General features: G+C 67.7%; 27 protein-coding genes. 18 read left to right on the plus strand and 9 right to left on the minus strand.

Annotated elements, in window-relative coordinates:
* Positions 1-216: 216 nt before the first annotated feature.
* From LRA98_RS02190 to LRA98_RS02225, 9 genes are all read left to right on the plus strand, one after another.
* The gene (locus LRA98_RS02190; RefSeq protein ID WP_238633017.1) at positions 217-483 is read left to right on the plus strand and encodes a phosphopantetheine-binding protein; all 267 of its coding nucleotides are present in this window, start codon (positions 217-219) and stop codon (positions 481-483) included.
* Entirely contained in the window at positions 458-1,102 is a 645-nt protein-coding gene (locus LRA98_RS02195) for a hypothetical protein (RefSeq protein WP_238633016.1), read from the plus strand. The genes LRA98_RS02190 and LRA98_RS02195 overlap by 26 nt, the downstream gene beginning before the upstream one ends.
* 104 nt (positions 1,103-1,206) lie before the next feature.
* Positions 1,207-2,232: an SAM-dependent methyltransferase gene (locus LRA98_RS02200; protein ID WP_238633015.1), complete on the plus strand. Its 1,026-nt coding sequence runs from the start codon at positions 1,207-1,209 to the stop codon at positions 2,230-2,232.
* A gap of 10 nt (positions 2,233-2,242) precedes the next feature.
* Complete coding sequence (locus tag LRA98_RS13205; RefSeq protein WP_238633014.1) at positions 2,243-2,596, plus strand: hypothetical protein; 354 nt, start codon at positions 2,243-2,245, stop codon at positions 2,594-2,596.
* Entirely contained in the window at positions 2,593-3,516 is a 924-nt protein-coding gene (locus LRA98_RS02205; protein WP_238633013.1) for an LpxL/LpxP family acyltransferase, read from the plus strand. Before LRA98_RS13205 ends, LRA98_RS02205 begins: the two co-directional genes overlap by 4 nt.
* Positions 3,509-3,955: a hypothetical protein gene (locus tag LRA98_RS02210; protein WP_238633012.1), complete on the plus strand. Its 447-nt coding sequence runs from the start codon at positions 3,509-3,511 to the stop codon at positions 3,953-3,955. The genes LRA98_RS02205 and LRA98_RS02210 overlap by 8 nt, the downstream gene beginning before the upstream one ends.
* Positions 3,956-3,977: 22 nt before the next feature.
* A complete protein-coding gene (locus LRA98_RS02215) occupies positions 3,978-4,703 on the plus strand; it encodes a glycosyltransferase family 2 protein (protein ID WP_238633011.1) in 726 nt (241 codons plus the stop codon).
* Between the two features lie 3 nt (positions 4,704-4,706).
* Positions 4,707-5,399 (plus strand): YdcF family protein, encoded by a 693-nt coding sequence (locus LRA98_RS02220; RefSeq protein WP_238633010.1) that lies wholly within the window; start codon positions 4,707-4,709, stop codon positions 5,397-5,399.
* 34 nt (positions 5,400-5,433) lie between these two features.
* Positions 5,434-6,831: an alpha/beta fold hydrolase gene (locus tag LRA98_RS02225; protein ID WP_238633009.1), complete on the plus strand. Its 1,398-nt coding sequence runs from the start codon at positions 5,434-5,436 to the stop codon at positions 6,829-6,831.
* Between the two features lie 17 nt (positions 6,832-6,848).
* Here the strand turns inward: LRA98_RS02225 and LRA98_RS02230 are convergent, their stop codons facing one another.
* Complete coding sequence (locus LRA98_RS02230; RefSeq protein ID WP_238633008.1) at positions 6,849-8,192, minus strand: AMP-binding protein; 1,344 nt, start codon at positions 8,190-8,192, stop codon at positions 6,849-6,851.
* A gap of 127 nt (positions 8,193-8,319) precedes the next feature.
* On the opposite strand from LRA98_RS02230, the gene LRA98_RS02235 reads away from it, so the two are divergent.
* From LRA98_RS02235 to fabG, 8 genes are all read left to right on the plus strand, one after another.
* A complete protein-coding gene (locus tag LRA98_RS02235; RefSeq protein ID WP_238633007.1) occupies positions 8,320-9,312 on the plus strand; it encodes a chorismate transformation enzyme, FkbO/Hyg5 family in 993 nt (330 codons plus the stop codon).
* A gap of 144 nt (positions 9,313-9,456) precedes the next feature.
* On the plus strand, positions 9,457-10,098 hold the full coding sequence (locus LRA98_RS02240) for a hypothetical protein (protein WP_238633006.1): 642 nt from the start codon (positions 9,457-9,459) through the stop codon (positions 10,096-10,098).
* 15 nt (positions 10,099-10,113) lie between these two features.
* Positions 10,114-10,926 (plus strand): class I SAM-dependent methyltransferase, encoded by an 813-nt coding sequence (locus LRA98_RS02245; protein WP_238633005.1) that lies wholly within the window; start codon positions 10,114-10,116, stop codon positions 10,924-10,926.
* Positions 10,926-11,546, plus strand: coding sequence for a LolA-related protein (locus tag LRA98_RS02250; RefSeq protein ID WP_238633004.1), 621 nt, complete (start codon positions 10,926-10,928; stop codon positions 11,544-11,546). The genes LRA98_RS02245 and LRA98_RS02250 overlap by 1 nt, the downstream gene beginning before the upstream one ends.
* On the plus strand, positions 11,543-13,855 hold the full coding sequence (locus tag LRA98_RS02255) for an MMPL family transporter (RefSeq protein ID WP_238633003.1): 2,313 nt from the start codon (positions 11,543-11,545) through the stop codon (positions 13,853-13,855). The genes LRA98_RS02250 and LRA98_RS02255 overlap by 4 nt, the downstream gene beginning before the upstream one ends.
* Positions 13,837-15,012, plus strand: a complete 1,176-nt coding sequence (locus tag LRA98_RS02260; RefSeq protein ID WP_238633002.1) for a beta-ketoacyl-ACP synthase — start codon at positions 13,837-13,839, stop codon at positions 15,010-15,012. The genes LRA98_RS02255 and LRA98_RS02260 overlap by 19 nt, the downstream gene beginning before the upstream one ends.
* Positions 15,012-15,806, plus strand: a complete 795-nt coding sequence (locus tag LRA98_RS02265; protein ID WP_238633001.1) for a beta-ketoacyl synthase chain length factor — start codon at positions 15,012-15,014, stop codon at positions 15,804-15,806. The genes LRA98_RS02260 and LRA98_RS02265 overlap by 1 nt, the downstream gene beginning before the upstream one ends.
* Complete coding sequence (fabG, locus tag LRA98_RS02270; protein ID WP_238633000.1) at positions 15,803-16,528, plus strand: 3-oxoacyl-ACP reductase FabG; 726 nt, start codon at positions 15,803-15,805, stop codon at positions 16,526-16,528. Before LRA98_RS02265 ends, fabG begins: the two co-directional genes overlap by 4 nt.
* Positions 16,529-16,559: 31 nt before the next feature.
* Here fabG and LRA98_RS02275 read toward each other — a convergent pair whose 3' ends face one another.
* The gene (locus tag LRA98_RS02275; RefSeq protein WP_238632999.1) at positions 16,560-16,961 is read right to left on the minus strand and encodes a hypothetical protein; all 402 of its coding nucleotides are present in this window, start codon (positions 16,959-16,961) and stop codon (positions 16,560-16,562) included.
* A gap of 171 nt (positions 16,962-17,132) precedes the next feature.
* Here LRA98_RS02275 and LRA98_RS02280 point away from each other — a divergent pair, with 171 nt between their 5' ends.
* Positions 17,133-18,191 carry a DUF4872 domain-containing protein gene (locus LRA98_RS02280; RefSeq protein ID WP_238632998.1) on the plus strand — a complete coding sequence of 353 codons (1,059 nt, stop codon included), beginning with the start codon at positions 17,133-17,135 and terminating at the stop codon, positions 18,189-18,191.
* Here LRA98_RS02280 and LRA98_RS02285 read toward each other — a convergent pair.
* The 7 genes from LRA98_RS02285 to LRA98_RS02315 are packed head-to-tail and all read right to left on the minus strand — an operon-like array spanning position 18,160 to position 24,252.
* On the minus strand, positions 18,160-19,056 hold the full coding sequence (locus LRA98_RS02285; protein ID WP_238632997.1) for a hypothetical protein: 897 nt from the start codon (positions 19,054-19,056) through the stop codon (positions 18,160-18,162). The two genes, LRA98_RS02280 and LRA98_RS02285, sit on opposite strands and share 32 nt — an antisense overlap.
* Positions 19,046-20,203 (minus strand): beta-ketoacyl synthase N-terminal-like domain-containing protein, encoded by a 1,158-nt coding sequence (locus LRA98_RS02290; RefSeq protein ID WP_238632996.1) that lies wholly within the window; start codon positions 20,201-20,203, stop codon positions 19,046-19,048. Before LRA98_RS02290 ends, LRA98_RS02285 begins: the two co-directional genes overlap by 11 nt.
* Positions 20,200-20,484 carry a hypothetical protein gene (locus tag LRA98_RS02295; protein ID WP_238632995.1) on the minus strand — a complete coding sequence of 95 codons (285 nt, stop codon included), beginning with the start codon at positions 20,482-20,484 and terminating at the stop codon, positions 20,200-20,202. The genes LRA98_RS02290 and LRA98_RS02295 overlap by 4 nt, the downstream gene beginning before the upstream one ends.
* Before the next feature lie 12 nt (positions 20,485-20,496).
* A complete protein-coding gene (locus LRA98_RS02300) occupies positions 20,497-21,711 on the minus strand; it encodes an ABC transporter permease (RefSeq protein WP_238632994.1) in 1,215 nt (404 codons plus the stop codon).
* Positions 21,712-21,758: 47 nt separating this feature from the next.
* Complete coding sequence (locus tag LRA98_RS02305) at positions 21,759-22,685, minus strand: ABC transporter ATP-binding protein (RefSeq protein ID WP_238632993.1); 927 nt, start codon at positions 22,683-22,685, stop codon at positions 21,759-21,761.
* Positions 22,682-23,095 carry a hypothetical protein gene (locus LRA98_RS02310; protein ID WP_238632992.1) on the minus strand — a complete coding sequence of 138 codons (414 nt, stop codon included), beginning with the start codon at positions 23,093-23,095 and terminating at the stop codon, positions 22,682-22,684. Before LRA98_RS02310 ends, LRA98_RS02305 begins: the two co-directional genes overlap by 4 nt.
* Positions 23,092-24,252, minus strand: coding sequence for a beta-ketoacyl-ACP synthase III (locus LRA98_RS02315; protein WP_238632991.1), 1,161 nt, complete (start codon positions 24,250-24,252; stop codon positions 23,092-23,094). Before LRA98_RS02315 ends, LRA98_RS02310 begins: the two co-directional genes overlap by 4 nt.
* Between the last annotated feature and the right edge of the window lie 3 nt (positions 24,253-24,255).

Genomic DNA, 24,255 nt, shown 5'->3' on the forward strand with positions numbered 1-24,255 from the left:
AGTCCCGCTCAAGCCGCGGGGCGGGAGGGTATCGCAACCGCCCCCGCCCCTGCGCCAACGCTCGGGGAGATGCTGCCCCCGCATTGAAGCGGGCCTCGCATGACGCTAAGCTTGCGCGCTACCGTGGACCCGGGGCCGGCCGGGCATTCCCGGCCGGCCCGGCCCCCCGGGCCGCAACCACCCCGACAACCCCCATCAGGACACCCTAGGAACACCATGTCAGAGCGCACGCAAACAGAGCAGGAGCTTGCCGAGGCCCTCGTGGAGGCCCTCAATCTCGATGTCGACGCAGACGCCATCGAACCGGAGGCGCCCTTGTTCGGAGACGGCCTCGGCCTGGATTCGATCGACGCACTCGAGATCGCCATGGAGGTCTCCCGCCGCTACGGGGTGCAGCTGCGCGCCGACGACGCGGACAATCAGCAGGTCTTCTTTTCCCTGCGCTCGCTCGCCAAGTATGTCGATCAACACCGGACCCGATAACCGGCCGCCGCTGCAGCGCCCCGTTGCAGCGGCGCTCCCCCTGCTCCTCTACCCCCTCTGGTCCCACGCCATGATCCGTGCAGGCTTCGAGAGCGCTAGCCTGCTCGGCCTGGCGGTGCTGGCCGCACTGACGCTTTATCTGCGCGGGGGACCAGCCCCCGGTAGTCTGGCGGCCGTGGCGCTTCTCTTCGGCGCCGCATTGGCGGACCTGCTACTTGCCCACCCCGTCGCGCTCTACGCGCCCCCCATACTGCTCCCCATGACTGTTGCGTGGATGTTCGGCCGCACACTGCTCGCGGGGCGCCAGCCCCTGGTCGAACAGATTGCCACGGCCATTGTCGGCGACCGCCACAGCAGTGCGGAACGACGTTACATGCGCACCGTTACCTGGCTGTGGACCCTGCTCTGCAGCGCCCTGACCCTGAACACTATCCTTCTGCTGCTGCTTGGGGCTTCCCCCCAGACCTGGTCCCTGTTCGCCAATATCATCAACTATCTCGTGATCGCCGGCGCGATGGTCGGTGAATACCTTGTGCGCTGCCTTCGCTTCGGGTGGCCCGAAGACCCCCTCGCCTTCTGGCGGGCGGTTGCACGGATCGACTGGCGACGCCTAAGCTGACACGCTTTTCGGAACCATCAACGGCCGGCCCCGAAACCGGCCAGCCGCGCCGGACCACTACCATGAAACGAAAGTCGAACACCCGTCTGCCGGCCGGAGAGGCCATGTCCAGGGCGCAAATGCTCGCCTTTGCGCCATTTGCCTTCTTTGCGGCAACGACCATGCGCGACACGGGACTGCTGAGCAGTCTGGAGAACGCCGGTGCCGAGGGGCTCACCCGGGCCGAGCTGGCCCGCGATACCGGCCTTAGCGAGTACGCGGTCGCGGTACTGGTCGACTTCGGTCAGGATCTTGAGATCCTCAGCGAGCAGGAGGAGGCCTGCACCCTGGCCCCCCTGGGGCACATCCTGCTCCATGACCCAATGACCCGGGTTAACATGGATTTCACGCGGGACTTCGCCAGCCATGGACTGCCCGCCCTGGAGACAGCGATCCGCGAAGGCCGGCCGGCTGGACTCACGGCGTTGGGCGACTGGTCGACGCTCTACGAGGGCCTGCACGAACTCGAAGAGCCTGCAGCCGGCAGCTGGTTCCGCTTCGATCATTATTACTCCGAGCACGCCTTCCGCGATCTGGTCGAACGCCTCGCCCGGGATGCCCCAAGGCATGTCATGGACGTCGGCGCAAACACCGGACGCCTGGCGCTGCGCTACCTCGATCGCGACCCGGAAGCCTGCATGACGCTGCTCGACCTACCCGGTCCACTGCAGATGGCCCGTGAGGCTCTCGAAGCGGCCGGCCAGGCGGACCGGGCCCACCTGCACCCGACGGACCTGCGAGACAACAGCCGGGAGCTGCCCGGAGGCGCCGATGCCATCGTCATGAGCCAGCTCCTGGCCTGTTTCCCGCCGGAGGAGATCGTGGCACTGCTGCGCCGGACCGCCCGTGCGATGGATCCCGAAACCCGCCTTTACATCGTCGAACTCTGCCCCGATCGGCAGATCCATGAAGCGGCCCGATTCAGCCTCAACGCCGTATCCCTCTACTTCACGTGCATGGTCAACGGAACCAGCCGCTTCTACCCGCGGGATACGCTCGGTCGCCTGATCGACGAAGCCGGATTGATGATCGACCACGAAGAGGAGCCGATCGGGGTCGGGCACACGCTCTTGCGCTGCCGCCGGAGGTAAGGAGCCACCCTTGCAAACCGCTGATCTCCAACTGCTCGGGACGTTCTCAATCCCGCCGGAGCACCCATCGCTCCCGGGACACTTCCCGGGCGAACCGATCGTGCCCGGCTCGGTCTTGATCGATCACGCCATGTCGTACCTGGCGGAATTCGGCACCGGGCCACTCCACACCGCCCGCATACGCCGCCTGAAGTTCTCGGCGATGGTCCGCCCCGGCCAGGAGGTTCAGATCCACGGGGCGCGAAAGGGACACCAGATCCGTTTCCGCTGCCTCGCGGGGGGGCACGCGGTCGTCGACGGTCAGATCGACCTCGATCCCGCAGCCGACGCTCCCTCTTCCCGGGCGGCGCCCGCTCGCCCATGACCGGGCAGTGGCAAAACCTGCAGGAGCGCGGATCCCCGCTGGCGCTGCGTACCATCCGCTGGATCGCACTGCGCGTCGGGCGCCCCTTTGCACGCTCGCTGCTACCGGCGATCACCCTGTATTTCCTGCTCACTGCCGGGCACGCCCGCCAGGCCTCACGTCAGTTTTTGCGCAGAGCGGGCTTTGAACGACCGCACCTCGGCCACGTCTTTCGGCATTTCTACACCTTCGCCGCCGTGATCCTGGACCGTGTCTATTTTACCCGGGGGGATCTCCAGCGATTCGATCTGCGCCTACACATAGACCCCGGTGTACGCGACCACCTGGACGGCGGGCACGGCGCGCTGATGCTTGGGGCCCACTTCGGGAGTTTTGATGCGCTGCGAGCCGTTGGCCTGCAGTACGGCGACCTGCGACTGCGCGTACTGATGCATTACGACTCCGGGCAGCTGATCGTGCGCCTGCTGGATGCGCTCAATCCGCAGATGGCGCAGACCGTCATCCCCCTGGGGACACCGCAGACCCTGCTGCGCACCAAGGAGTGGCTGGACGACGGGGGCACGGTAGCGCTGCTCGGAGACCGCCTGCTTCAAACCGACGATCCCTCGCGCCGGCGTACAGTCAACTGCCACTTTATGGGCCACCCCACCCGCATGCCCACGGGCCCGCTTCACCTGGCTGCCCGGACCCGTAAACCCATCATCCTGTTTTTTGGCATCTATCGCGGCGGGAATCGGTACGACATACACCTTGAATGGCTGGTCGGGCAGGACGAGGTCGACCGGATCGATGCGCCGGAAACCGTACAGCGGGTGATCCAGCGGTACGCGGATCGACTCGAAGCGCATGCGCGCAATGCGCCCTACAACTGGTTCAATTTCTACGACTACTGGCGGAACGACGAGCTGGACCATGACTGATCACCCCCTCCCGCTGGAGCGATCCGACGTCGAGAGACTGATGCCGCATGCCGGGGACATGTGCCTGATCGATCGCGTCGAGACCTGGGACGAGACAAGGCTACAGGCACGCTGCTGGTCGCACCGGCAAGCGGACCATCCACTGGCGCGCGACGGTCGGCTAAGCATCTGGCACGCTCTGGAATACGGCGCTCAGGCCATGGCCATTCACGGCGGCCTGCTCGCGGCACGGCAAGGTCAGCAGCTCGGTCAGGGACTGCTTGCCGGGGCCCGCGACCTGATTTTCACCCGGGCGACCCTGAGCGACCTCGCCGGTGATCTGGAGATCGAGGTCACCCAACAGTTCGCCCAGATGGGCAGTCTCATCTACGATTTTCGCATCGAGACTCAGGGTCACTGCCTGGCAACCGGGACGGCGACCGTGGTCGGCAGACCATGACTCCGGGAGAGCAGCAGCAGCCATGCGCTTTTTCGCTCTGATACCCGCATTCAACGATGGCGACACCGTCGCAGAGATCGCCGCGGAGACCGCCCGCCAGTGCCCGGTCATCGTGGTGGACGACGGCTCCTCGGACCGGACACCGGAGGCGCTCGCTTCCGTGCCGGTCACCGTCCTGCGCAACCCCCGCAACCAGGGTAAGGCCTGGAGCCTGCACCGAGGGTTCCAGGAAGCCCTGCGCAGGGGCGCGGACGCCGTCGTCACCCTCGACGCCGATGGTCAGCACCCGGTCGCGGAACTCCCCCGACTGCTCGACGCCGCCCGGGAGGAACCGGGCAGCGTGATCATGGCCGCACGGGTGCTGGACCGCGAGCAGATTCCACCGCTGCGCCTGTTCGCCCACCGCAATGCGAACTTCTGGATCTCGTGGGCCGCTGGCTACCCGATCCTGGATACGCAATCCGGATTCCGGGTCTATCCGGCCACGCTGCTCCGCCAGCTGGATCTCCCCTGCGACCCCCACCGCAGTTTCGTGTTCGAGAGCGAAGCCCTGATCCGCGCCGCTAAGCTGGGATACAGTGTGCGCTCCGTGCCCATCCGCGCAATCTATCGCGCCGACGCACGCCCGAGCCACTACCGGCCGGCGGTCGACACCCTGCGCATCATCCGAATGGTTGCCGGCCACTTGGTCCGCAGCGGGCTGAATCCGGCGGGTCTGCTGCGCAGCCTGAGCCAACAACCGAGGTGAAGGATGCCGCACCGAGTCGAGTGGGACCGCAGCGCCCTGCAGACCTTCGCCCTCGCCAATCTCCTGCTGCTCCTCTCCGCCGGCCTGTTGCTCGTGGTGCAGCTGATCCGCGTCCTGATCATCGGGAGCGGTCGCCCCGCGCTTCCAGACCGCTGCGCCTGGATCATCGTTCCCGGCCACAGCCGTGAGGGGATCGCCCTGTCGGCGGATTTCAAGACGCGTCTCGATCGGGCCGCACGACTGGCGAATCAGTTCCCCGAGGCGCGCCTGCTGCTACTCGGCGGCATCACCGACCCCGCGCAACGCTCCGAGGCCGCGGCAGGCGCCGAATTCCTCCACCGACAGCACCATATCCCCGCCTGGCGCATCGTGCAGGAGGAGGATTCCCGCCACACATTGGAGAACTTTCAACGTGCCCGGGAGTTGATCCGCCCGTACCCGGGGCAGCAGCGCTGCCTGATCGTGACGAACCGCTACCATCTGGCCCGTGCCAGCGCGATGGCACGCAATCTGGGACTACCGGTAACCCCCTGCCCTGCCGCACCGCACTGGGGCCGCCAGGACACCGCACCGGGCAAACTCCTGGCCGAGGCCTACCTACTGCACTGGTATGAGACGGGTGCCCTCTACGCGCGTCTAACCCGGAACCGGGCCATGCTTGACCGCGTCCGCCGCAGTGAGCCGGTGGACGAGTGATCACCGGCCCGGGATGCACACGAGGAGGCCTCTGATGCCAAGGAACATCCCGCGGGGACTGATTGACCTGCTCGGCGTGCTTGCCGTCGCTCTCCTGCTGAACGCACCGGCAGACGCACGAAACGCGCCCGGCGACCCCCTCACCCTGCCGGGTCTTAAGGGCCAGCCGATCGAGGACCCCGTCTTCGACGGCACACTCCAGACCTATCAGGGCGGCCCGGAGGACGCGCCCACCCTTGTCCTCGTGCACGGCATTGATAAGCGCGGCGGGGCTGCCTGGAAGGAGATCAGTGAAGGACTCAGCCAGGATTACCGTCTGATCGCTTTTGATCTACCAGGTTTTGGCGCCTCCACCCGGGGTAATCACCTGTATGGGCCGGATCAGTACGTCCGGGTGCTCGACCATGTCATCTCGGAGCTAGCGGACCCGCCGGTCTTCCTGCTCGGCCACTCCCTGGGCGGCGCCATCGCCCTGCGCTACGCCGCCAGGCACCCGGACAACGTGGAGCACCTGCTGATCTCCAGTGCCGCCGGGATCCTGCACAAGGCGGCCTACACCAGTTTTCTGGCCCGCACCCCGTGGAGTGAGAACGACGGTTGGGGCACCGACCGCTGGCTCGACCGTACCGGCGGACAGGTGATCCGGCAACTGATGAGGCAGATTCCGGACGCCGGTGAGATCCTACTCTCGGCGCCCGGCCGCCGGGTGGCCCTGCGCAGTGACCCCACGCGCATTGCCGCCCTCGCCCTGGTGGAGACGGACTTCAGCCGCACGCTGCACGAGCATGCGGTCCCGACCAGCGTGTTTTGGGGAGCGCGTGATCGGATTACGCCCGTGCGAACCGGTCAGTTGCTCGCCGGGCTGCCATCGGGCGGCGATCTGGAGGTCTTCCCGGAGGCTGGTCATGCACCCATGCTCGACGCTCCCGAGGCCTTCCTGAAGGCGGTACAGCAACGCCTAAAGCAGGACCGTCGCTCAACCCCGCGGGAGCCGCCGGACAACACCCCCGGAGAGGCGACGTTCAGTTGTCAGGACGAGCACGGTAAGCGTATCGCTGGCCGCTACGACACCATCCGGATCGACAATTGCCAACGGGTCACCCTGGAGGACATCACTGCGCGCGAGGTGCACATCCGCGGATCCCAGGTCGCGCTGACGAATCCGCAGCTTAACGGCGGCAGCACTGCGCTGCGCGCCGAGGACAGCGAGGTCATGCTCACCGCCGGGAGCCTGACCGGTGACGTCGCCATCGAGGCCAGCGGCAGTGAACTGGATATCGCCGGGACGCGACTCAAAGGAGACACGGCAGCGCTGCGCGGCGGGGAAGGGCCAGACAGCGAAGTGATCTTCTCGGTTACGCCGATTCACGGCGCCGGCGGCTGGCACTACCGGCACGAGATGCGATCCCTCGCCCCGGGAGAGACCCTCTGAGAACGCCGGCCGGGCGCTCAGCTCTTCTCCTCCGGGGAGGCCGAGCGGGCAAATAGGTCGAGCAGGGCCTGGCGCGTCAACTTACCCGTCTCGTTGCGCGGCAGCGCCTCCACCCGGCGGATCGGACGTGGCAGGAACGCCTCGTCGATCTCCTGGCGCAGCGACCTTCGAATCGCTGGGGCGTCGACCCCCGGCGCCACCACCAGTGCAGCGAGGCGCTGCGCGCCATTCGCCTCGGCCTCGGGCGGCTCGAACAGAACACCGTCCTCCACGCCCGGGGTCCGCAGCAGTGCCTGATTCAGCTCCGCGAGCGACGCGCGCTTACCGGCGACGTTAACCAGATCCTCGTCGCGCCCGATGATCCGGAAACGCCCTGGGCCGTCCAGCTCGAGCCGATCCTGCAGCAGGAACGAGCACGGCAGGTGCGCTGCGCCCACCCGCGTCCCGGCGGGCTCGGTGTGCAACTCGAACTCAGGGAACAACGCCCAGGTGGGATCCCGCGCCGGCAACCGCCTGGCCAGGCTCCCGAGCTCGGAACAGCCGTAGATCTCGCCCACCCGGGTGCCATGCAGCCGCTCGATGCTGCCGGCCAAGTGCGGGTCCAGCGGTGCCGTGGCCGACCAGATCCGTTCAATGGCGGGCAACGTAAGCTGCGGATCGGCCAGGGCGCGCAGATGGGCCGGGGTGCTGACCAGCACCCGCGGCGAGGGTACCGAAGTCAACGCGCTTGCCACATCCGCGGGCATGAACGGCCGCTCGTTGCTGATGGCAACGTCACCGAAAAGCGCCATCAGCACCGACGTCTCCAGCCCATACATATGCTGGGGCGGAACCGTGGCGATGACGCTGATCGGCTCATCTCGCCCGACCAGCCCCATTTCCCGGGCATTGATCCGAGTACTTTCATAGAAGGTGGACCACGGCTTCTCGACGGCCTTCGATGCCCCCGTGCTGCCCGAGGTGAACACCACCGCCGCCAGGTGACGCGCATCCAGCTGCGGGATGGCGGTGGCAGCCCGCGTCTGCCGATCTGGCCCCACGATAACCGCCCCCGGCCAGTCGCGGTCCTCCGGGTCGTCGCTGAGCACGTAGGCATCCGGGTAACGGCTAAGAACCTCCCGGATGGTGGTATCGAGACGGTTTGCGGGCAGCAGGTTGGTCTGCCCGGCTAGCATCACGGCCGCAAACGCGACACTGAACCGATACCGGTCGCGGCACAGGTTGACCGCATAGCGGCGTGCCGGCAGCTCCGCTGCCAGCCGTTCCACCTCGCCCAGGAAGCTCCGGACCGCCACGGGCTCCCCGCCCCGGCGTGCCAGAACCTCATCCAGACCCCGTTCGAGCAGCGGCAGTCGGGTCATCGATCTCCATCCACGACGGCCCCGCCGTCGTCGGCGCGGGCCTTCAGTGTTACCCTGTCCCGGTTCAAGACTAGCCAAAAAACCTTGGCCCTGTTAACGCAGGCGACGGAAGTTAGCGCCCATCACCATGCGGGTTCAAGCCGATGACTGGACACCGACCGCGGGTCGCTCGCCGCAGCTCACCGTAACCGGGGGCTCGGATGCGCGCAGCGAGCTTGGCCGTTTCGATTTCGCCGGTGACGCCACGGCGCAGCCGCCGGCCCTGGCCACGGAGCTGCCCTGGCTTGGCGGCGATCTGGCCGCCGAGGGGTGGCGCGCCGGGGCATCCGTCCGGTACGGAAGCGACGGCGAGGCGGGCTGGGTAGCCGACGACCACCTGCTCATGCTCAGCTGGGCCCGCGCGTGCGGGCCGGAGACCGATCCGGCACCGCCGGCCGAAGCGGCCTACCGACAATTGCTCCAGCACGCCCGCGATCTGGGCTACCCCCACCTGCTGCGCGCCTGGCACGTGGTGCCGGCCATCAACCAGGGCAGCGGCGACGCTGAGCGCTACCGCCGATTCTGCCTGGGGCGGGCCCGCGGGCTCGAGCGGGAGGGGATCGACGAGGACCAGCTGTGCGCGGCCTCCGCCGTGGGCAGCGCCGGCCGGCACCTGTTCGTCCACTGCCTGGCTGGCCGTAATCCGGGGACACCGCTGGAGAACCCCCGCCAAGTGGCCGCCTACCGCTACCCCCGCCAGTACGGGCCGCGCAGCCCCTCGTTCGCGCGCGCCCTGGCGATCCCGATGCGCGGCGGCGAACAGGGGCTGTTTGTATCGGGGACGGCCAGCATCGTCGGTCATGCCACGCGGCACCCCCACGACACCCCGGCCCAGCTCGAGGAGACCCTGCTCAATCTCCATGCCCTGCTGGGTGAGGCGGCGCAGCGTCTCGGCCGGCCCGGCCTGGCCCGCTTCGGCCCGTCCAGCGCCCTGCGCGTCTATGTCCGCGATCCGGCGGAGTGGCCGCGGGTTGAGGCACGCCTGCGGCGGGAGTGGCCCGATGCCCGTTTGCTCGGCGTGCAGGCCGATATCTGCCGCGCCGAGCTGACCCTGGAGATCGAGGCTTTCCAGCGAGGGTGACGCCTCGCGACACCCGGGGCCCACATGCCCAGCCCGGGAGGACTACACCTGATGTCGGCGGCGCGCTATGATGCCGTCCGGCGCCCTTCCCACTAGTGCCGCTTCGGCAATCAACCACACCGGCCCTATTCCAAGGAGGTTCACATGCATCGACGCAACCAGTGGCTCTGTGCCGGGGTCGCCGCCGCCCTGCTCGCCCCCGCGCCTCTTTTCGCCGCCGGCACTGGACACGGCTTTTATTTTGAAATCGGGGGTGGCTCCGGAGAGTTCGAGTGGGATGATCGAGACGATAGCAAGGACGTCGATGCCGCGCTGGCTTCGACTGGCTACGCCCTGGACACCGCCCCCCTGGGGCCGGGGGTCTTCAACTACCGCCTCAACGTCGGCCTCGCCTTGCAGAACCTTGACTTCGACGCTGATTTCGACGCGGAGGCCGATGTGGGCGGCATCCAGGTAGACAACACCTTCGGCTTCCGGATCGTCAGCAACGACCGCGTGCGCTGGTGGGCCGGACCGTCGGTGCGGGTCGGCCTCTACTTCGGCGAGTACGACGCTGATCACGACTGGATTGATGGGGAGGATCTCCTCTACCATGAGTTCGCCCTCGGCGCGGCGACCGGGGTGAACATCGACCTCGGTGGGGTCATCCTCTCCCCCTCGGTTGCCTGGCGCAGCCACGGCTTCGCCGGCTCCGACGATGTCGTCACCGACTGGCAAGACGACAGGGGCGGAGACTTCTCGGGCAACCACCAGACCATGACCTTCAACACCGCCCTGCTCTTTTAAGGACCGCACCCCGCGATGAACCGTGCACCGACCAACCCCGAACGGGCCACCTTCACGCGGGACGACACCGGGGTGGGGGGCACCGCCCCCCACCCGGTCATGTCGGACTACTACGGCGATGCCGCACAGCGGCAGCAGTGGGTCGATGCCATGTTCGACGCCACGGCCGAGCACTACGACTGGATCACCGATTTCATGTCCTTGGGCAGCGGCCGCTGGTACCGGCGCTGGGCCCTGCAGCGCCACGGCCTGCGCGCCGGCATGCACCTGCTCGATGCCGGCGCCGGCACCGGCGTGATCGCCAAGGCGGCCCAGGGGATGGTGGGCGAGGCGGGCAGCGTGGTCGCACTGGATCCGAGCCGCGGTATGCTGGATGCCGCCGAGAGGCGCGGCGTGCAGCGCACCGTGCAGGCCACCGCCGAGGATCTGCCCTTCCCCGAGCAGAGTTTCGACATGCTGACCATGGGCTACGCCCTGCGCCACGTCGGCGACCTGCGGAGCACCTTCGACGAGTACTTCCGGGTGCTGGGGCCGAGCGGTCGCGTGCTGATCCTCGAGATCACCCCGCCGCGAACCCGGCTGGGCTACCGGCTGCTGCGGCTCTATCTGCGCGACCTGGTGCCGCGGGTGGCGGGCTGGTTCCGCCGCTCGCAGGACTCGCAGACCCTCATGCAGTACTACTGGGACACGGTGGATCACTGCGTACCACCGGATACCATCGTGCAGGCGATGGAGGCAGCCGGCTTCCGGGAGGTTCGACGCCACGTGGTGATGGGCATCTTCAGTGAGTACACGGGGGTGCGCCCGGAGACAGCGGAGGCCGGGTGATGCGGCGGCTGTCGTACTGGATGGCGGCGGCCCTGCTCGGCAGCGCGGCCCCTACCGCGGCCTTGGCCGGCGAACTGTCCCTGGCGGCGCTGCTCGATCGACTCGCCCCGGAGCAGGGCGGCCTGGCGGCAAGCTACGAGGAGACCCGCCACGACCCGCTCGCCGAGGAACCGATCCACCTCCGCGGAGAACTCCACTACCGGCACCCCGGGCAGCTGCGCAAGACCGAGCGCCTCCCCGACGGGGAGGAACGGGAGATCCGCATCGCCGACGACCTGGTGCACTTGCGTGACCAGCGTGGCGAGCGGACCACGCGGCTAAACCAGGTCCCGGGGCTAGAGCCCCTGATGGCGGTGCTTGACGCCATCGGCGGGGGCGATGCCGATACGCTTGAAGCGCATTTCCAGCGTGTCGAGCTCGACGGGGATGCAGAGGACTGGCAGTTGGCCCTGGAGGCCGCCCCCCGCCCCGCACCGGGGCGGGGCGGGGGCTCCCGCCGCTCCGACGAGGCCCCGTTGCACCTGACCCTCAGCGGTCAGGCGGCGTGGATCGACGAAATCGAGCTGGACGCACCACGGCAGGGCCGGATCCGCCTGCGCCTGATCGAGGCGCTTGAATGAGTCGAGGGTGGCCGATCGCCGCCTGGCTCTTGTGCCTGACCATCTGCGCCGCCGTACTGATTCCGCCGCGGATGGAGGTGGACCTCGGCGCATTCCTCCCGGACGCGACGGATCCGGAGCAGTCGCTGGTCGTCGGGCAGCTCCACCAAGGTGCCACCGGGCGTCTGCTTCTGGTCACCCTGCGACGCGCCGACGGTGATCCGGCACGCCCCGCCGAGGTGGAACGGCTGGTTCAGCAGCTGGAGCACAGCGGCGCCTTCCGGCTCGTCGCGCACCGCCCGGAGCCAGGGCATCTCCCCGGACGCGAGCAGCTCGATACCTACCGCTACCTGCTCAGTGATGGCTGGCGCCCCGAAGACCTGACAGCCGAAGGGCTGCGTGACCACTTCGAAGCACTGGCGGAGGAAGTCCAAAGGGGCGGTGCGTACGGCGACTCCTGGCGGCTGGCCCGCGACCCCACCGGTGAGCAGCGCCACCTCCTGGGCCAGTGGCTGGGCGACAGCCGTGAACCGCAGACGACCGACGGGTGGCGAAGCGCCGATGGACACGCCGTTATCGTCGCCTGGACGGCGGCGAGCAGCGAGGATCTGGATGCCCAGCAGGCGGCCATCGAGCACATCCGGAAGACGGCCGGCGCGGCCACTCCTCCGCTCCGCGCGGCGATCACCGGTGCACCGGCCATCGCCGTCGAGTCCCGGGAGACCATCCGCGCCGAGGTGCTGCGCATCTCCACCCTGGCCGGCCTCGCCGCCCTGACCGTGCTGGTGCTCGCCCTGCAGTCGCTGCGCGCGGTGTTGCTCGCGGCGCTGCCGGTGCTCACCGGTATCGCCACCGGGGCGGCGTCGGTCCACCTGGCTTTCGGCGGCGTCCACGGTATCACTTTGGCCTTCGGAGCCACCCTCCTCGGGGTCACGCTGGATTACCCGCTCCACCACCTCTGGCACAGCCGGGACCGGGACGGCAAAACCGCCGCATCCGCCGTCCGGCGGCGCCTGCTGGTGGGGGCACTGTCCACGGCGCTCGGGTTTACCGCCCTCGGCCTTGCTGGGGTCGTCGGCCTACAGCAGCTAGCGCTCTTCTCGGTAACCGGCCTCTTGGCCGCGGCGGCGACCACCTCGTGGGTCCTGCCGGCACTGCAGCACGCTCCCATACCGCCAGCCCGGCATCTCCGGCGGTGGCGGCGCTCGCTGGGGCGCCTCCCGCGCGTTCCCCGGACCGCAACCGTCGTGCTGGCCTGGCTGCTGGTGAGCGCAGGCGTGGCGAGCGCGCTCACCCTGGCCCGTTTCGAAACCGACCTGGCGGGTGCATCCCCGGTGCCCCAGGATCTGGCCGAGCGCGACGGCACACTGCGCTCTGCCATCGGCCTGGCGGAACCTCGTTATCTGGTCGTGGTGCATGCGGCGAGCCGCGAGGAGACGTTGCAGGCTAGCGAGAAAGCCGCCGATGAGCTCGATGAACAGGTTGCAAGGGGGCGGCTGGAGCGCTTTGATGCACCCACACAGATCCTCCCCAGTGCAGCGACGCAGAGCCGTCGCGCCGAAGCGTTGCCGGACCCTGAGGCGCTGCGTCGCTCCGTAACCGAAGCGACCGCCGAACTGGGGCTCCGCGCCGAAGGGTTTGCGCCGTTCATTGAGGCGGTGTCGGACAGCAGCGAACTCCCCCCCCTGCAACCGCATGACCTGCAACCGGGACCGATCCGCGACTGGGTCCAGGCCCGATTGCACCAGCACCCGGACGGGTCGTGGAGCGCCCTGCTCTACCTGGGCGGCGTTCAGGACCCGGCTGGCCTCGAGCGGGATCTGTCAACGGGGCGGCTGATCGACCTGCGCCGGCAGGCCAGCGCCCTTGCTACAGACTACCAGCACCAGGCGATGATACACTTCGGCCTCGGCGCGGGGTTGATCGTGATGGTGCTGCTACTGGGCCTGAGAAGCGCTGCGCGGGGGCTCGAGGTGGCACTGAGTGCTGCCGCAGCGGTCGGCGGCACCATCGCGCTGCTGAGTCTCCTCGGGATCCCCCTGGGCGTGTTCCACATCATTGCCATGCTTCTGGTGGTCGGACTCAGCATCGACTATGGGCTCTTCGCCCGCCCCGGAGATCCGTCCGGGATGGGGTCAGTGACGGTCTGCGCCGTCTCCTCCGTGGTGGCTTTCACCATCCTCGCCACGGCGAAGATCCCGCTGCTCCAGGCGATGGGGCTGACCGTGGCCTGCGGCGCCACACTTGCCTGGCTGCTGGCCATACTCTTTGCCAATCGCCCGTCGACAACCGAACAACCGAGTGTGTCCTCATGGCCGTCAAATACCTGACCGCTTCGGCACTGGTAACCGCCGTGGGCGCCGGCCGCGACAATACCGTCGAGGCGTTGCGTAACCAGCGCGGCGGTCTAAAACCCGTGGACGAGGCCGGACTGACCCTCTACGCCGGCCACGTGGAGGGCCTCGAGGGCGTGGAGTTGGCCGCCGAGCACGCCGCTTACGACTGCCGCAACAACCGGCTGGCGGAGATGACGCTGCGGACGGACGACTTCGCGCAACGTCTGGAGGCGGCCGTGGCCCATTACGGCCCCGGGCGGATCGGCGTGTTCCTGGCCACCAGCACCGGCGGCATGCGCGAGACTGAAGCCGCCTGTCGGGCACTTCCTGCCGGTCAGCCGTTGCCGGCGACATTCACCCTCGCCACCACCCACCGGTTGTCGGCGACGGCCGACTACCTCCGGACCCGTTGCGGGCTGCGGGGACCGGTGCAATCCATCTCGACGGCTTGCTCCTCCAGCGCGAAAGCACTGGCGAGCGCGGCACGGCACATTGACGCCGGCCTCTGCGATGCAGCACTGGTTGGCGGCGTTGATACCCTGTGTCGGACCACGCTGTACGGCTTCAACGCGCTTGAACTCACCTCCCAGGGGCTGTGCCGGCCTTTCGATCCGGAACGCGACGGGCTCTGCCTGGGTGAGGCAGGCGCCCTGGCCCTTTTGGAACCCCGCCAGCAAACTCCGGATGACACCGCACTGCTCGGTTACGGCGAGAGCACCGACGCCCACCATCTGTCCACCCCGCACCCGGAGGGGGCGGGTGCGCGACTCGCCATCCGGCGTGCCCTGGCCTCTGCCGGGCTCGGTAGCGGCGCCATTGACTACATCAACCTCCACGGCACGGCCACCCCCCTCAACGACCGGATGGAGGACCAGGCCCTTGTGGCAGAACTCGGCGATCACATCCCGGCGAGCTCCACCAAGGGATGGACGGGTCACACCCTGGGGGCAGCCGGAATGGTGGAGGCGCTGATCAGCGCCCTCTGCCTCGAGGAAGGGCTCATCCCGGGGACGCTCAACACCCGCAAACCGGATCCGGAGCTACGCACCAAACTGCAGGTCGAGCCCGCGCACCACCCGCTGCGTCGGGTCATGAGTCAGTCGTTCGGGTTCGGCGGCAACAATTGCTCACTGATCCTGGGGTATCCGTGATGGAAGCGAGCATCCAAGGGGTCGGCCTGCTGGGTCCCGGCCTCGCCGGCTGGCCGGCGAGCCGCGAGATCCTTGCCGGAAACCGGCCCTGGCAGAACGAGCCCGTTGGCCGCCTGAACGCTCCCGGCCTGCCGCGGACGGAAGCGAGGCGTGCCACGCGAGCGACCCATCTGGCCCTGAGCACGGCCAGTGAAGCGCTCTCCACGGCTCCGAACCACGCCACGGAGCACCTGGCCAGCGTCTGGGCCGCCGCGGACAGCGACCTCCAGGGGCTGGAGAAGAACATGCGCACACTGGCGGAAGACCCACCGTGGATCTCGCCGCATCAGTTCCAGAACTCCGTCCACAATGCGCCCGCAGGCTACTGGTCCATCGCCAGCGGCTGCCGCGGCCCGGCCACGGCGCTTGCCGCCGGGGAGGAGAGCTTTGCGGCGGGGCTCGTCGAGGCCTTGACCTTCCTCGCGTCCGGGGAGGAGCACGCCCTGCTTGTGGCGTACGAGGAGGCCTCGCCACCCCTGCTCGAGCAGAGCCGCCCGCTGCCTTTCTCCTTCTCCGTGGCGCTGCTCCTGGGGCAGCCAGGGCAACGGGGCGCAGCCGTTACGCTCAGCGTCGGTGCGCGACGGGCACCCACAGCTTGTCGCACCCCTGAGCTGGAAACACTCCGGCACCAGAGCCCAGCCGCCCGGAGCCTACCCCTGCTCGAGGCGCTCGCCGGAGGCCCCGCCGCGAAGGGGGGCATCGAGCTGTCCTGGAACGACCACTCTCTAAACCTATCAATCGGAGCTGCACCATGAGAAGAGCCCTGGTCACCGGTGCCAGCGGTGCCATCGGCAGAGCGATCGCCGAACGCCTTGCTGCCGAAGGTCATTTCGTTTATCTGCACGGCCATCGGAACCGGGCCGCACTGGAGGAAACCGTCGCGGCGATCCAGGGGCGCCACGGCAGCGGCCGGTGCAAGGCCATCACCTTCGATGTGACCGATCCGCAGGCCGCCGCCGAAGGCGTATCGGAGATACTCGGCGAGGGGCCCATCGAGATCGTGGTCAGCAATGCCGGGCGCTACGCCGACGCCCCGATGGCCGGCATGGACGCCGAGCAGTGGCGATCCCCGATCGAGATCTCGCTCAACGGTTTCCACCATGTCGTCCAGCCATTGCTGCTGCCCATGGCGCGGCAACGATGGGGCCGGATCATTGCCGTCTCCTCGGTGTCCGGGGTACTCGGCAATCGCGGCCAGGCCAACTACGCCGCAGCCAAGGCCGGCCTGCACGGCGCAATCAAATCGCTGGCCAAGGAGATGGGCTCCCGGGGTATTACTGCCAATGCCGTGGCACCCGGGGTGATCGAGTCCGAGGCGACGCGCGAGCAGTTCAGCGCGGAGCACGTGGACAGCCTGGTACCCGCCGGACGCATGGGTTCACCCGGGGAGGTCGCATCCCTGGTCGGCTTTCTGGCTTCCGAGCCGGCGGGCTACATCAACGGCCAGGTGATCGGGATCGACGGCGGGCTGACGTGATCCCGCCCCGATAGGGGGCGGAGATCGCCCCCTATCGGGTGAGAAGGACGCGCAGATCCTGTTCCAGATGATCGACCCACCGATTGTAATTTCGGTGAATCGTCTGCCGCTCCTCGTCGTAACGCAGATTCACGGAGTCCCGATACTCAATGTCCAGGCTGGTCTCGTCGAAGTGGATGTCCACCTCCGCACGGTGGTCCCGGACGTTGAGCACACCCACCATGTGCCCGTCGGCCTCTTCACGAATCGCCCAGCCACGCTCCCGGCCTGCATCGCGGATGACGTCGGCGATCTCCTCCAGGCTCCAGTCACCCTCGATGGGCACCCCCGTGGGCTCCTCCAGCGCCGCGGTTCGTGCACAGGCTGCCAGAACCAACCCGACCAACAGCACCGCAGCCAGTGCCCCACTTGAATGAATCCTTGTATGCAGCATTTACGGCCCCTCCCTGAATCCTGCCTCTGCCATGAATCAAATCACCCCCCCTACTCGGCTGCACCAGCAGGCAGCAGGGCCGAGCATTTTGGGCACTTTCAATGCTACCCTCACCCCCGCGCGAATGCGAACCCCTTTGCGGCCCACTCACGTCAATGGAAGCAGCAGCGAGTGACAGCACAGCCCTCCACCGCTCCAGGCCCGCTCGAGGCACTCCATGTCCCGGGCTGGCAACACCGACACTCCGGCCATTGCGAAAGCGGGGTTGCGGCCAACCTGCTCACCCATCACGGACTGCCGCTGACCGAACCCATGGCCTTTGGCCTCTCCTCGTCGCTGATCTTTGCGCATTTCCCGTTCATACGGATCGGTGGCCAGCCGCTGACGGCCTACCGCGCCCTGCCGGGGCATGTCCTCCGGCAGTTGGAGCGGCGCCTGTCCGTTCGCCTCGGCCGACGCCGCTTCCGCGATCCCGACAAAGCGCGTGAGGCTCTCGATACAGCGCTAAGCCAGGGCACGCCAGTGGGAATCCAGGCGTCGGTGTTCTGGCTTCCCTATTTCCCGCCGGAGATGCGTTTCCACTTCAACGCCCACAATCTCGTCGTAGTCGGACGGGACACGGACGGGTCCTATCAGGTCAGCGACCCGGTCTTCGAAACCCCGCAACGCTGCGACGGTGCCAGCCTGGAGCAGGCTCGATTCGTGCGCGGGGCCTTCGCCCCCCGGGGTCTGATGTACTGGGTCGAGTCCGTGGAACGTTCCCGTCCCGTTGCGCAAGCCATCCCGGCAGCGATCCGGACGACCATCCGGCTGCACGGACAGGCCCCGGTGCCGTGGGTGGGCCTCCGGGCTGTGCGCCTGCTCGCCCGCCGCATCCGCCAACTTCCGCAACGCCGGCCGGATATCGGCGGACAGCGCCTCTATGTCGGGCAGATCATCCGCATGCAGGAGGAGATCGGCACCGGAGGCGGCGGCTTCCGCTTTATGTACGCTTCGTTCCTCCAGGAGGCGGCGGAGCATCTTCAGGATGAGGGGCTTGAGCGCATCGCCGGGCGTATGATCGAGGTTGGCGATCGCTGGCGGGACTTCGCGTTGTCTGCCGCCCATTTCTGCCAGGACCGCCACGGCGCTTCCCTGACAGACGTTGCGGCCCGCCTGGAGCAGTGCGCCGACGCGGAAGCTGCGGCGGTCAACGAACTCAAGCAGTGGGCACGCCGCTCCGGTCGATAATCAGCACGAGATAGTGCCCGGTCACCGGATCCTCCTCGAGGACCACGAGACGGGGGCACGCCCCTGCCGCCAGGAAGCGTTCCACCACGCGCCCCAGGCTCGCCGCATGCCAGCCCGCGGCCGGTGCACTCCACGGAGTCAGTCGGCGCCGCAACGACGTCGGCAGGAGCCCCGCAGGTGCACCATCCGAGGCCGAGGCCACTGCCACGGGCCCGGGGGCATCCGCCAGCGCCTGTCTGCAGGCGTCGGCCAGCGCTTGGCGATCCGGCATCCTTTGCAGCGCCCGCAGCCAGCCGACCGGATCCTTGCAGCAAGAGTCCATCCAAAACCAGTAGGTCGCCTCGGCGGGCATAGCACACCCCTCCAGGCGCAGGCGGCGACTCTGCTCGGCCAGCGGCCACACCCCCTCCTCGACCACCCCCACCAGCCAGGCGCGCTCGACCTCGAGGGCGGCGATTTCCAGGGCAGCCACCAGTGCGTGCTGCTCGTGCGCCACCATGAGATTGGGCCCATGCTCGGCGCCCACGGCACGGGCCGCATGAAACCCCGCCAGGTTCGTCGAGACGTTGATGAAGTCGAACGGCATAGGTGGCTGCTGCTCCATCAGCACGCCGGCGGAGAGACGGATGGTATCCGCCAGGTTGCCGTAGCGGGATCCGAGCACCACACCCGTCCCCTGCGGCGGCCGGCTGCCGGCCTGCCGAACGCATCCCGCGCTCCCGAGGTGTGCCAATTGCATCAAACGGTTGGCGCGCCGCTGCGGCACCTCTCCGATCTCCGATAACCGCCCATCGAGCGGCTGCGGGCGCTCGCCCTGGGCCCATTCACATCCCCAGCTGGCGCGGATCGGCCAGTCAAGCCTCATGCCGACACTCCAGCAGCAGCGCACAGTTATTGCCGCCGAAACCGAAAAAGTTCAGCAGGAACAGACCGGTTTGAAGTGAGACCGCATCGCGGACCGGCTGGATTCCGCAATCCGGATCCGGGATTTCAAATCCTTCACTGGCCGGCCAGAACCCAGCATCGATACACGCCATCAGGGCCGCGGTCTCGACGGCACCGCACGCCCCGAGGGTATGCCCGAGGCTTCCCTTGAGGCTGCTCACTGGCGCGAGGCACCCACCCAGTGCGCGCACCAGGCCGCTCCCCTCGGCCCGATCATTCCCCGGGGTGGCGGTGCCATGCGCTTTGACACCCGCAAGATCCCCCGGCTCCACCCGGACCGCCTCCAGTGCCCGCCGCACAACCCTTGCCACCTCATCGGCCGAAGTCTGCGTGGGGTTCTGCGTATCCCCGATCGAGGCTCCGCCGAGCAACCGCCATCCGGCGATCTCGGCCGAACCGGACGGGGTCAACACTAGCGCAGCGACCCCTTCTCCGAGGACCAGCCCCTGCCGCCTGGCGTCGAAAGGCCGTGCACGCTCAGGGTCGAGAAGCATCAACGACTCGAACCCGCGCAAGGTGAGGAAGTTGAAGAAATCGAAGCCGACGATCAGAGCCGCTCCGAGACGCCCCTGAGCGACGGCCCGCATCCCGTAAAGCAGGGCATTGGCACTGGATGAACACGCCGTACCGAAGGAGTAGCGGGGGCCGCCAAGACCCAGACGGCCGGCGAGGCGATCCGCGAGATCGCCGTGACCGCGCGCGTCGTCGATGGGGAGAAAATCCGGATCCGAGCACTCGGCCAGCCACTGCCGCTCCGTCTCCGGGAGTTTCGACCCGGAGCTTCCGACAAACAGGCCACACGCCGCCAACCCTTCACCACCGAGGCCGGCATCGGCCAGCGCCCGTGACGCGGCAAACTCCAACCATCCCAGCTCGTCGAGTGCGCTGTGACGCGCCTGCGGAATACGCTGATAGGGCAAGTGCCGAACGGCGGAGCCATCAGCGAGCGTCACCTCCCCCGGCGACACCCGCCCTGCACCGAGGGCTGCGGCATGCTCTCGCCGACCGATGCCCGCGGCACTGATCACATCGTACCCGCGTATCACGGCCCCGGTGGCCGCGCTCATGAAGACGCCCGGAGCTGCTCGCGGATAAACGCCTCCAGAGTGGCAACGGATTCCAGCACCCTCCGGAGCTCCTTGGGATCGTTGACCCGAATACCCCAGCGGCGCTGCAACGCCATACTAATCTGGAGCCCATCCAGGGAATCCAGCTCCAGCGGCGTCCCGCCCCCGAACAGGGGCTGGTCGTCGGGGATCCCCCCCGGCGGCGCATCCTTCCCGGTTGCCTCCAGAATGAGGGCCTTCAGATCCTCTCTAGAGGGTGTCGCCGACTCTTCTGCATCCATCGAACGGATCCATTACCCCATGTGCCTATTGTATAGAAGCGCCGCACCTGACCAACAAAGCACCCCGAATGCGGCCAGCATCCCCATCTCCGGGATCACAGCCCGCCAGTCCTGATAGCGCAGGACCATATCCCAGAATCCCTCCAGCGCCCAGGACATGGGCGAGACGTGCGCAAGCTCCTGCATCCCAGGGGGCATCACGGCCTTGGGCACCATCACCCCGCCGACGGCCGCCATGATCAGCACCATTACCCCACCGATGAGAGTGGCCTGAATCACAGTACGCGCCAGGCTGGCCACCAGCATCGCGAAGCCAATCGCTGCGATGCTCGTACCCGAACCGATGAGCCAGAGCCCGAGCAGATCGTCCCCGGTATCCAGCCGCTCACCACCGAGCCAGGGCACCAAAACAACGCCGACGCCGAGCATCAGAACGAGCTGCAACAGGTTGACCCCGTAATACACGGGGAACCGCGCCCCGAGGACCACCCCCGGGGAGACGTTAAGCTGGCGCAACCTCCAGGCCGCCCCCTGCCCGCGCTCGACCAGAAGACTGGCCGACAGGGGAACGACCACGAAAAACATGGCAAAGACCAGCCAGGCGGGGACACTCTGCTGCACGGCGTTCGGCACCGCGTGGGCTTCCCCACCTCCTCTGTAGACCGGTTCCAGGGAGGCGGTCACCGGCAGGTCGTCGAGCAGCTGCTGAGCATCGAAACCGCCCCACAGCGCCCGGGCACCCTCAAGTTCGGCGAGCAGGACGGCCTGCACCAGTCCCCCCTCCAGGCTGGCGGTAAAGAGTTCGCGCACGGGCGCGGGGAGCTCCGGGGCGTGGTAGATGGCCACCTCGCGGCTTGCCGGGGCGGATCGCTCGCGGAGCAGCGCGTCTTCAAAGCTGTCCGGGATGTAGATGGCGATGCGGTAGTGCCCATCCCGGATACCCTCGCGCAACGCCGCCGGCGTCATGGATGCCTCGGGGACAAGCACTTCCACGCCCTGGAGCCGCCCCGCCAGACCGGAGACCAGCTGACGGGAGGCGTAGCTGTCATCCTCATCCACGATGGCGACCCGTTCGCTGCGCTCGCCGCCTAGCTCGTAAGCTCCCTGCATCGCGAGGGACATGATCAGGATAAAGACCACCGGCATGACGAACAGAAGCAGCAGCCCCTGCCAATCCCGGGTCAGCAGGATGATCTCCTTGCGGATCAGCGCTGGCAATTGCTGCATCGAAGCCCCCTCTAGATCGACCTATCCCTGGTCGCCCCGCCGACACCTCACCGGTGAAGCCCGCGTCCGGTGAGATGGAAAAAGAGTTCCTCCAGATCGCGGCTACCGTAACGGACCGCACATAACGGCAGCTCGAGCCGCGCCAGAACCTGGCCGAGAGCCACCAGGGTGTGTCCAGGGTCGCGGAACGGGATTTCCACCCCCGATTCCATGACCCGGCGACCACCCAGCGCCTCCGCAACCTCATCGATCCGCGGATCCCCCGGCCCCACCCCAAACCGGAGCGAGATCACCGTCGGCTGCAACGCGGTGACCTCGTCGATCGATCCGCTGGCCACCATCCGGCCCTGATCCAGCACCGCCACCCGCGTGCACAGGGATGCGATCTCTTCCAGATAGTGCGAGGTGAAGAGGATGGTCGTCCCTTCGTCACGGATCTCCTTGACCGCCTGCAGGATAAAACGCCGGGATTGGGGATCGATGCCGGCGGTGGGCTCGTCCAGCGCCAGGATCGGCGGGCGTCCGAGCAGACCGATGGCCAGGTTCAACCGGCATTGCGCGCCGCCCGAGAGCGTCCCGGCGCGCCGGCCCATCCACCCGGACAGATCGGCCACCTCGACAACCCGCTGGATATCCTGCCCGCGTCGAGACCTTCTGATGCCACGCAGGGCAGCGAAGAGCTGTAAGTTCTCGCGGACTGTCATGGGCGGGTAGAACGCCGGCTTCTGTGGCACCAAGCCGAAACGGGCGCGCACCGCGCGCGGGTACCGGTCGAGATCGAGTCCGTCGACCTCAACAACACCACGATCCCGTTCCACCAACCCCATCAGTGTCAGTAGAAGAGTGGACTTCCCGGCGCCGTTCGGCCCGAGCAGCCCCACCAAGGCACCCTCCGGAACTGTGAGATCGATACCGTCGAGTGCTGGCAACGGGGCACCCCGATGGTGCTTGACCACTCCCCGAACTTCGATCATGGGGCCCCATCCACCCCGGGAGGCAACCGCGAGAGCTCCCGCCAGGACAGACCCAGCGCCTGGCAATACCGGCGCGCAATGCGCCACGGCAACCGCTGGAAGGCACGCGGGCTGCGGAGATGGCGACGAACCCGCAGGCGCCAGATACCGCTGGCCTGAGCCAGCGTCAGCGGATCCATGCGCCGGCGGTACATGTGATAGGCCAAAGCCGAGCAGCGACCGGCACGGGCATCCGCGAGTGCTTCAGCCGCCAGGCGCTCCAGCTCGGCGACTGCCTGTTCGGTCGCGACACGCTCTACGGCCTGGCGCGCCTCCGCCTGCGTCCGCACCCGTCCGTTGCGATCGGGAACATAGTGAGCCTTGCGCTCCTCACCGCTGGGTGGGGAGACGACGGAATCTTCGCTCGTCATGGCTCGACGACAGTCAAATGGATAAAGCCCGTGGAGAAACGACCACTCTCCGGGATAAAGCAGAGCAGACGGTCCCCTGCGGACAACCGCCCACTGTTGAACAGCTCTTCCAGCATCAAATAAATAGACGCCGACCCCGTATTTCCCCGGGTCGCAAGGTTGGTGTACCAGCGCGACTCGGGAATCTCGAAGTCCAGCTCGCCGAGCTTTTGCGCGACCTGCTCGCGGAACCAGGCCGATGAGTAGTGCGGTAGGAACCAGTCGACATCCCCAGCCGCCAATGGACGACGCCGCAGCACCCGGGAAAGACCCTGCCCGAGCGTGTACTCGACGATGTACTCATTGAGCAGGCGGACGTCCTGCTTGACCGCCAGGGCATCATCCGTCTGCATGGACGGGGCATCAGGATAGTCGCGCCAACTTCTGAGACGGCCCTGGCTGTCCTTGACCGCTCCGGCGTACATACAGGGATCCAGTTCGTGCGCGAAAGAGCACGTCTCGATCCAGTCGATGCGCAGCGACGGCCCCGGACCGGATGGCTCCCGCTCAAGCAGAGCCGCGCCCGCCCCGTCGGAGAGCATCCAGCGCAGGAACTCCGCCTCGAAAGCCAGTTCCGGGTGCGCCTCGACCTCTTCCGGCGTTCTTTCGCCGCCCGCCGGCTGCAGATAGCGCGAGCGCATGAAGGTCGAGGCCAGTTCGGACCCGGTGCTAACCGCCACCTTCACATCGCCTCCGCGCACCGCCTGCCAGGCGTGCTTCAGGGCCGTCACCCCCGCCAGGCAAATCCCTGCGGTGGCTACAAGTTCCCGCGGCGCGTCCCCGAGTTCGCCGTGCACCATCGAAGCGTGGTTGGGCATCAACTGATCCGGGCTGCTGGTGCCGCAAGAGAGCAGTTCGACCCGGTCGGTCCCACCACTGTGCACCGCCGCTTCGCGGACCGCCTGGGCGGTCATCTGCGCGTTGGTGTGGGTCAGCTCACCGGTCTCGGGGTCAAGCGCGTAGTGACGCAGGCGGATGCCGTTGTTGCGCAGTACGACTCGCCGCGTGCGGGAAGACTGACGCCCGAGGGCGCCGAGCACGCCCTCCATCTGTTCGTTGTCGATGGGCGCGTTGGGCAGGCATGCACCCATCGCGTTGATGTAGGCGTCGTATGCCATCGC

The organism is Halorhodospira sp. M38, from assembly GCF_022227985.1.
Lineage (GTDB): Bacteria > Pseudomonadota > Gammaproteobacteria > Nitrococcales > Halorhodospiraceae > Halorhodospira > Halorhodospira halophila_A.

Excerpts from the sequence above, each read along its gene's own strand:
- LRA98_RS02305 (WP_238632993.1), bottom strand. The coding sequence starts at position 22,685 with ATGATCGAAGTTCGGGGAGTGGTCAAGCACCATCGGGGTGCCCCGTTG.
- LRA98_RS02250 (WP_238633004.1), top strand. The coding sequence starts at position 10,926 with ATGCGGCGGCTGTCGTACTGGATGGCGGCGGCCCTGCTCGGCAGCGCG.
- LRA98_RS02225 (WP_238633009.1), top strand. The coding sequence starts at position 5,434 with ATGCCAAGGAACATCCCGCGGGGACTGATTGACCTGCTCGGCGTGCTT.
- LRA98_RS02245 (WP_238633005.1), top strand. The coding sequence starts at position 10,114 with ATGAACCGTGCACCGACCAACCCCGAACGGGCCACCTTCACGCGGGAC.
- LRA98_RS02235 (WP_238633007.1), top strand. The coding sequence starts at position 8,320 with ATGCGGGTTCAAGCCGATGACTGGACACCGACCGCGGGTCGCTCGCCG.
- LRA98_RS02195 (WP_238633016.1), top strand. The coding sequence starts at position 458 with ATGTCGATCAACACCGGACCCGATAACCGGCCGCCGCTGCAGCGCCCC.
- LRA98_RS02220 (WP_238633010.1), top strand. The coding sequence starts at position 4,707 with ATGCCGCACCGAGTCGAGTGGGACCGCAGCGCCCTGCAGACCTTCGCC.
- LRA98_RS02215 (WP_238633011.1), top strand. The coding sequence starts at position 3,978 with ATGCGCTTTTTCGCTCTGATACCCGCATTCAACGATGGCGACACCGTC.
- LRA98_RS02255 (WP_238633003.1), top strand. The coding sequence starts at position 11,543 with ATGAGTCGAGGGTGGCCGATCGCCGCCTGGCTCTTGTGCCTGACCATC.
- LRA98_RS02260 (WP_238633002.1), top strand. The coding sequence starts at position 13,837 with ATGGCCGTCAAATACCTGACCGCTTCGGCACTGGTAACCGCCGTGGGC.
- LRA98_RS02230 (WP_238633008.1), bottom strand. The coding sequence starts at position 8,192 with ATGACCCGACTGCCGCTGCTCGAACGGGGTCTGGATGAGGTTCTGGCA.
- LRA98_RS02240 (WP_238633006.1), top strand. The coding sequence starts at position 9,457 with ATGCATCGACGCAACCAGTGGCTCTGTGCCGGGGTCGCCGCCGCCCTG.
- LRA98_RS02300 (WP_238632994.1), bottom strand. The coding sequence starts at position 21,711 with ATGCAGCAATTGCCAGCGCTGATCCGCAAGGAGATCATCCTGCTGACC.
- LRA98_RS02275 (WP_238632999.1), bottom strand. The coding sequence starts at position 16,961 with ATGCTGCATACAAGGATTCATTCAAGTGGGGCACTGGCTGCGGTGCTG.
- LRA98_RS02205 (WP_238633013.1), top strand. The coding sequence starts at position 2,593 with ATGACCGGGCAGTGGCAAAACCTGCAGGAGCGCGGATCCCCGCTGGCG.
- LRA98_RS02295 (WP_238632995.1), bottom strand. The coding sequence starts at position 20,484 with ATGGATGCAGAAGAGTCGGCGACACCCTCTAGAGAGGATCTGAAGGCC.
- LRA98_RS02265 (WP_238633001.1), top strand. The coding sequence starts at position 15,012 with ATGGAAGCGAGCATCCAAGGGGTCGGCCTGCTGGGTCCCGGCCTCGCC.
- LRA98_RS02315 (WP_238632991.1), bottom strand. The coding sequence starts at position 24,252 with ATGGCATACGACGCCTACATCAACGCGATGGGTGCATGCCTGCCCAAC.
- LRA98_RS02285 (WP_238632997.1), bottom strand. The coding sequence starts at position 19,056 with ATGAGGCTTGACTGGCCGATCCGCGCCAGCTGGGGATGTGAATGGGCC.
- LRA98_RS02290 (WP_238632996.1), bottom strand. The coding sequence starts at position 20,203 with ATGAGCGCGGCCACCGGGGCCGTGATACGCGGGTACGATGTGATCAGT.
- LRA98_RS02190 (WP_238633017.1), top strand. The coding sequence starts at position 217 with ATGTCAGAGCGCACGCAAACAGAGCAGGAGCTTGCCGAGGCCCTCGTG.
- LRA98_RS02310 (WP_238632992.1), bottom strand. The coding sequence starts at position 23,095 with ATGACGAGCGAAGATTCCGTCGTCTCCCCACCCAGCGGTGAGGAGCGC.
- LRA98_RS02210 (WP_238633012.1), top strand. The coding sequence starts at position 3,509 with ATGACTGATCACCCCCTCCCGCTGGAGCGATCCGACGTCGAGAGACTG.
- LRA98_RS02200 (WP_238633015.1), top strand. The coding sequence starts at position 1,207 with ATGTCCAGGGCGCAAATGCTCGCCTTTGCGCCATTTGCCTTCTTTGCG.
- fabG (WP_238633000.1), top strand. The coding sequence starts at position 15,803 with ATGAGAAGAGCCCTGGTCACCGGTGCCAGCGGTGCCATCGGCAGAGCG.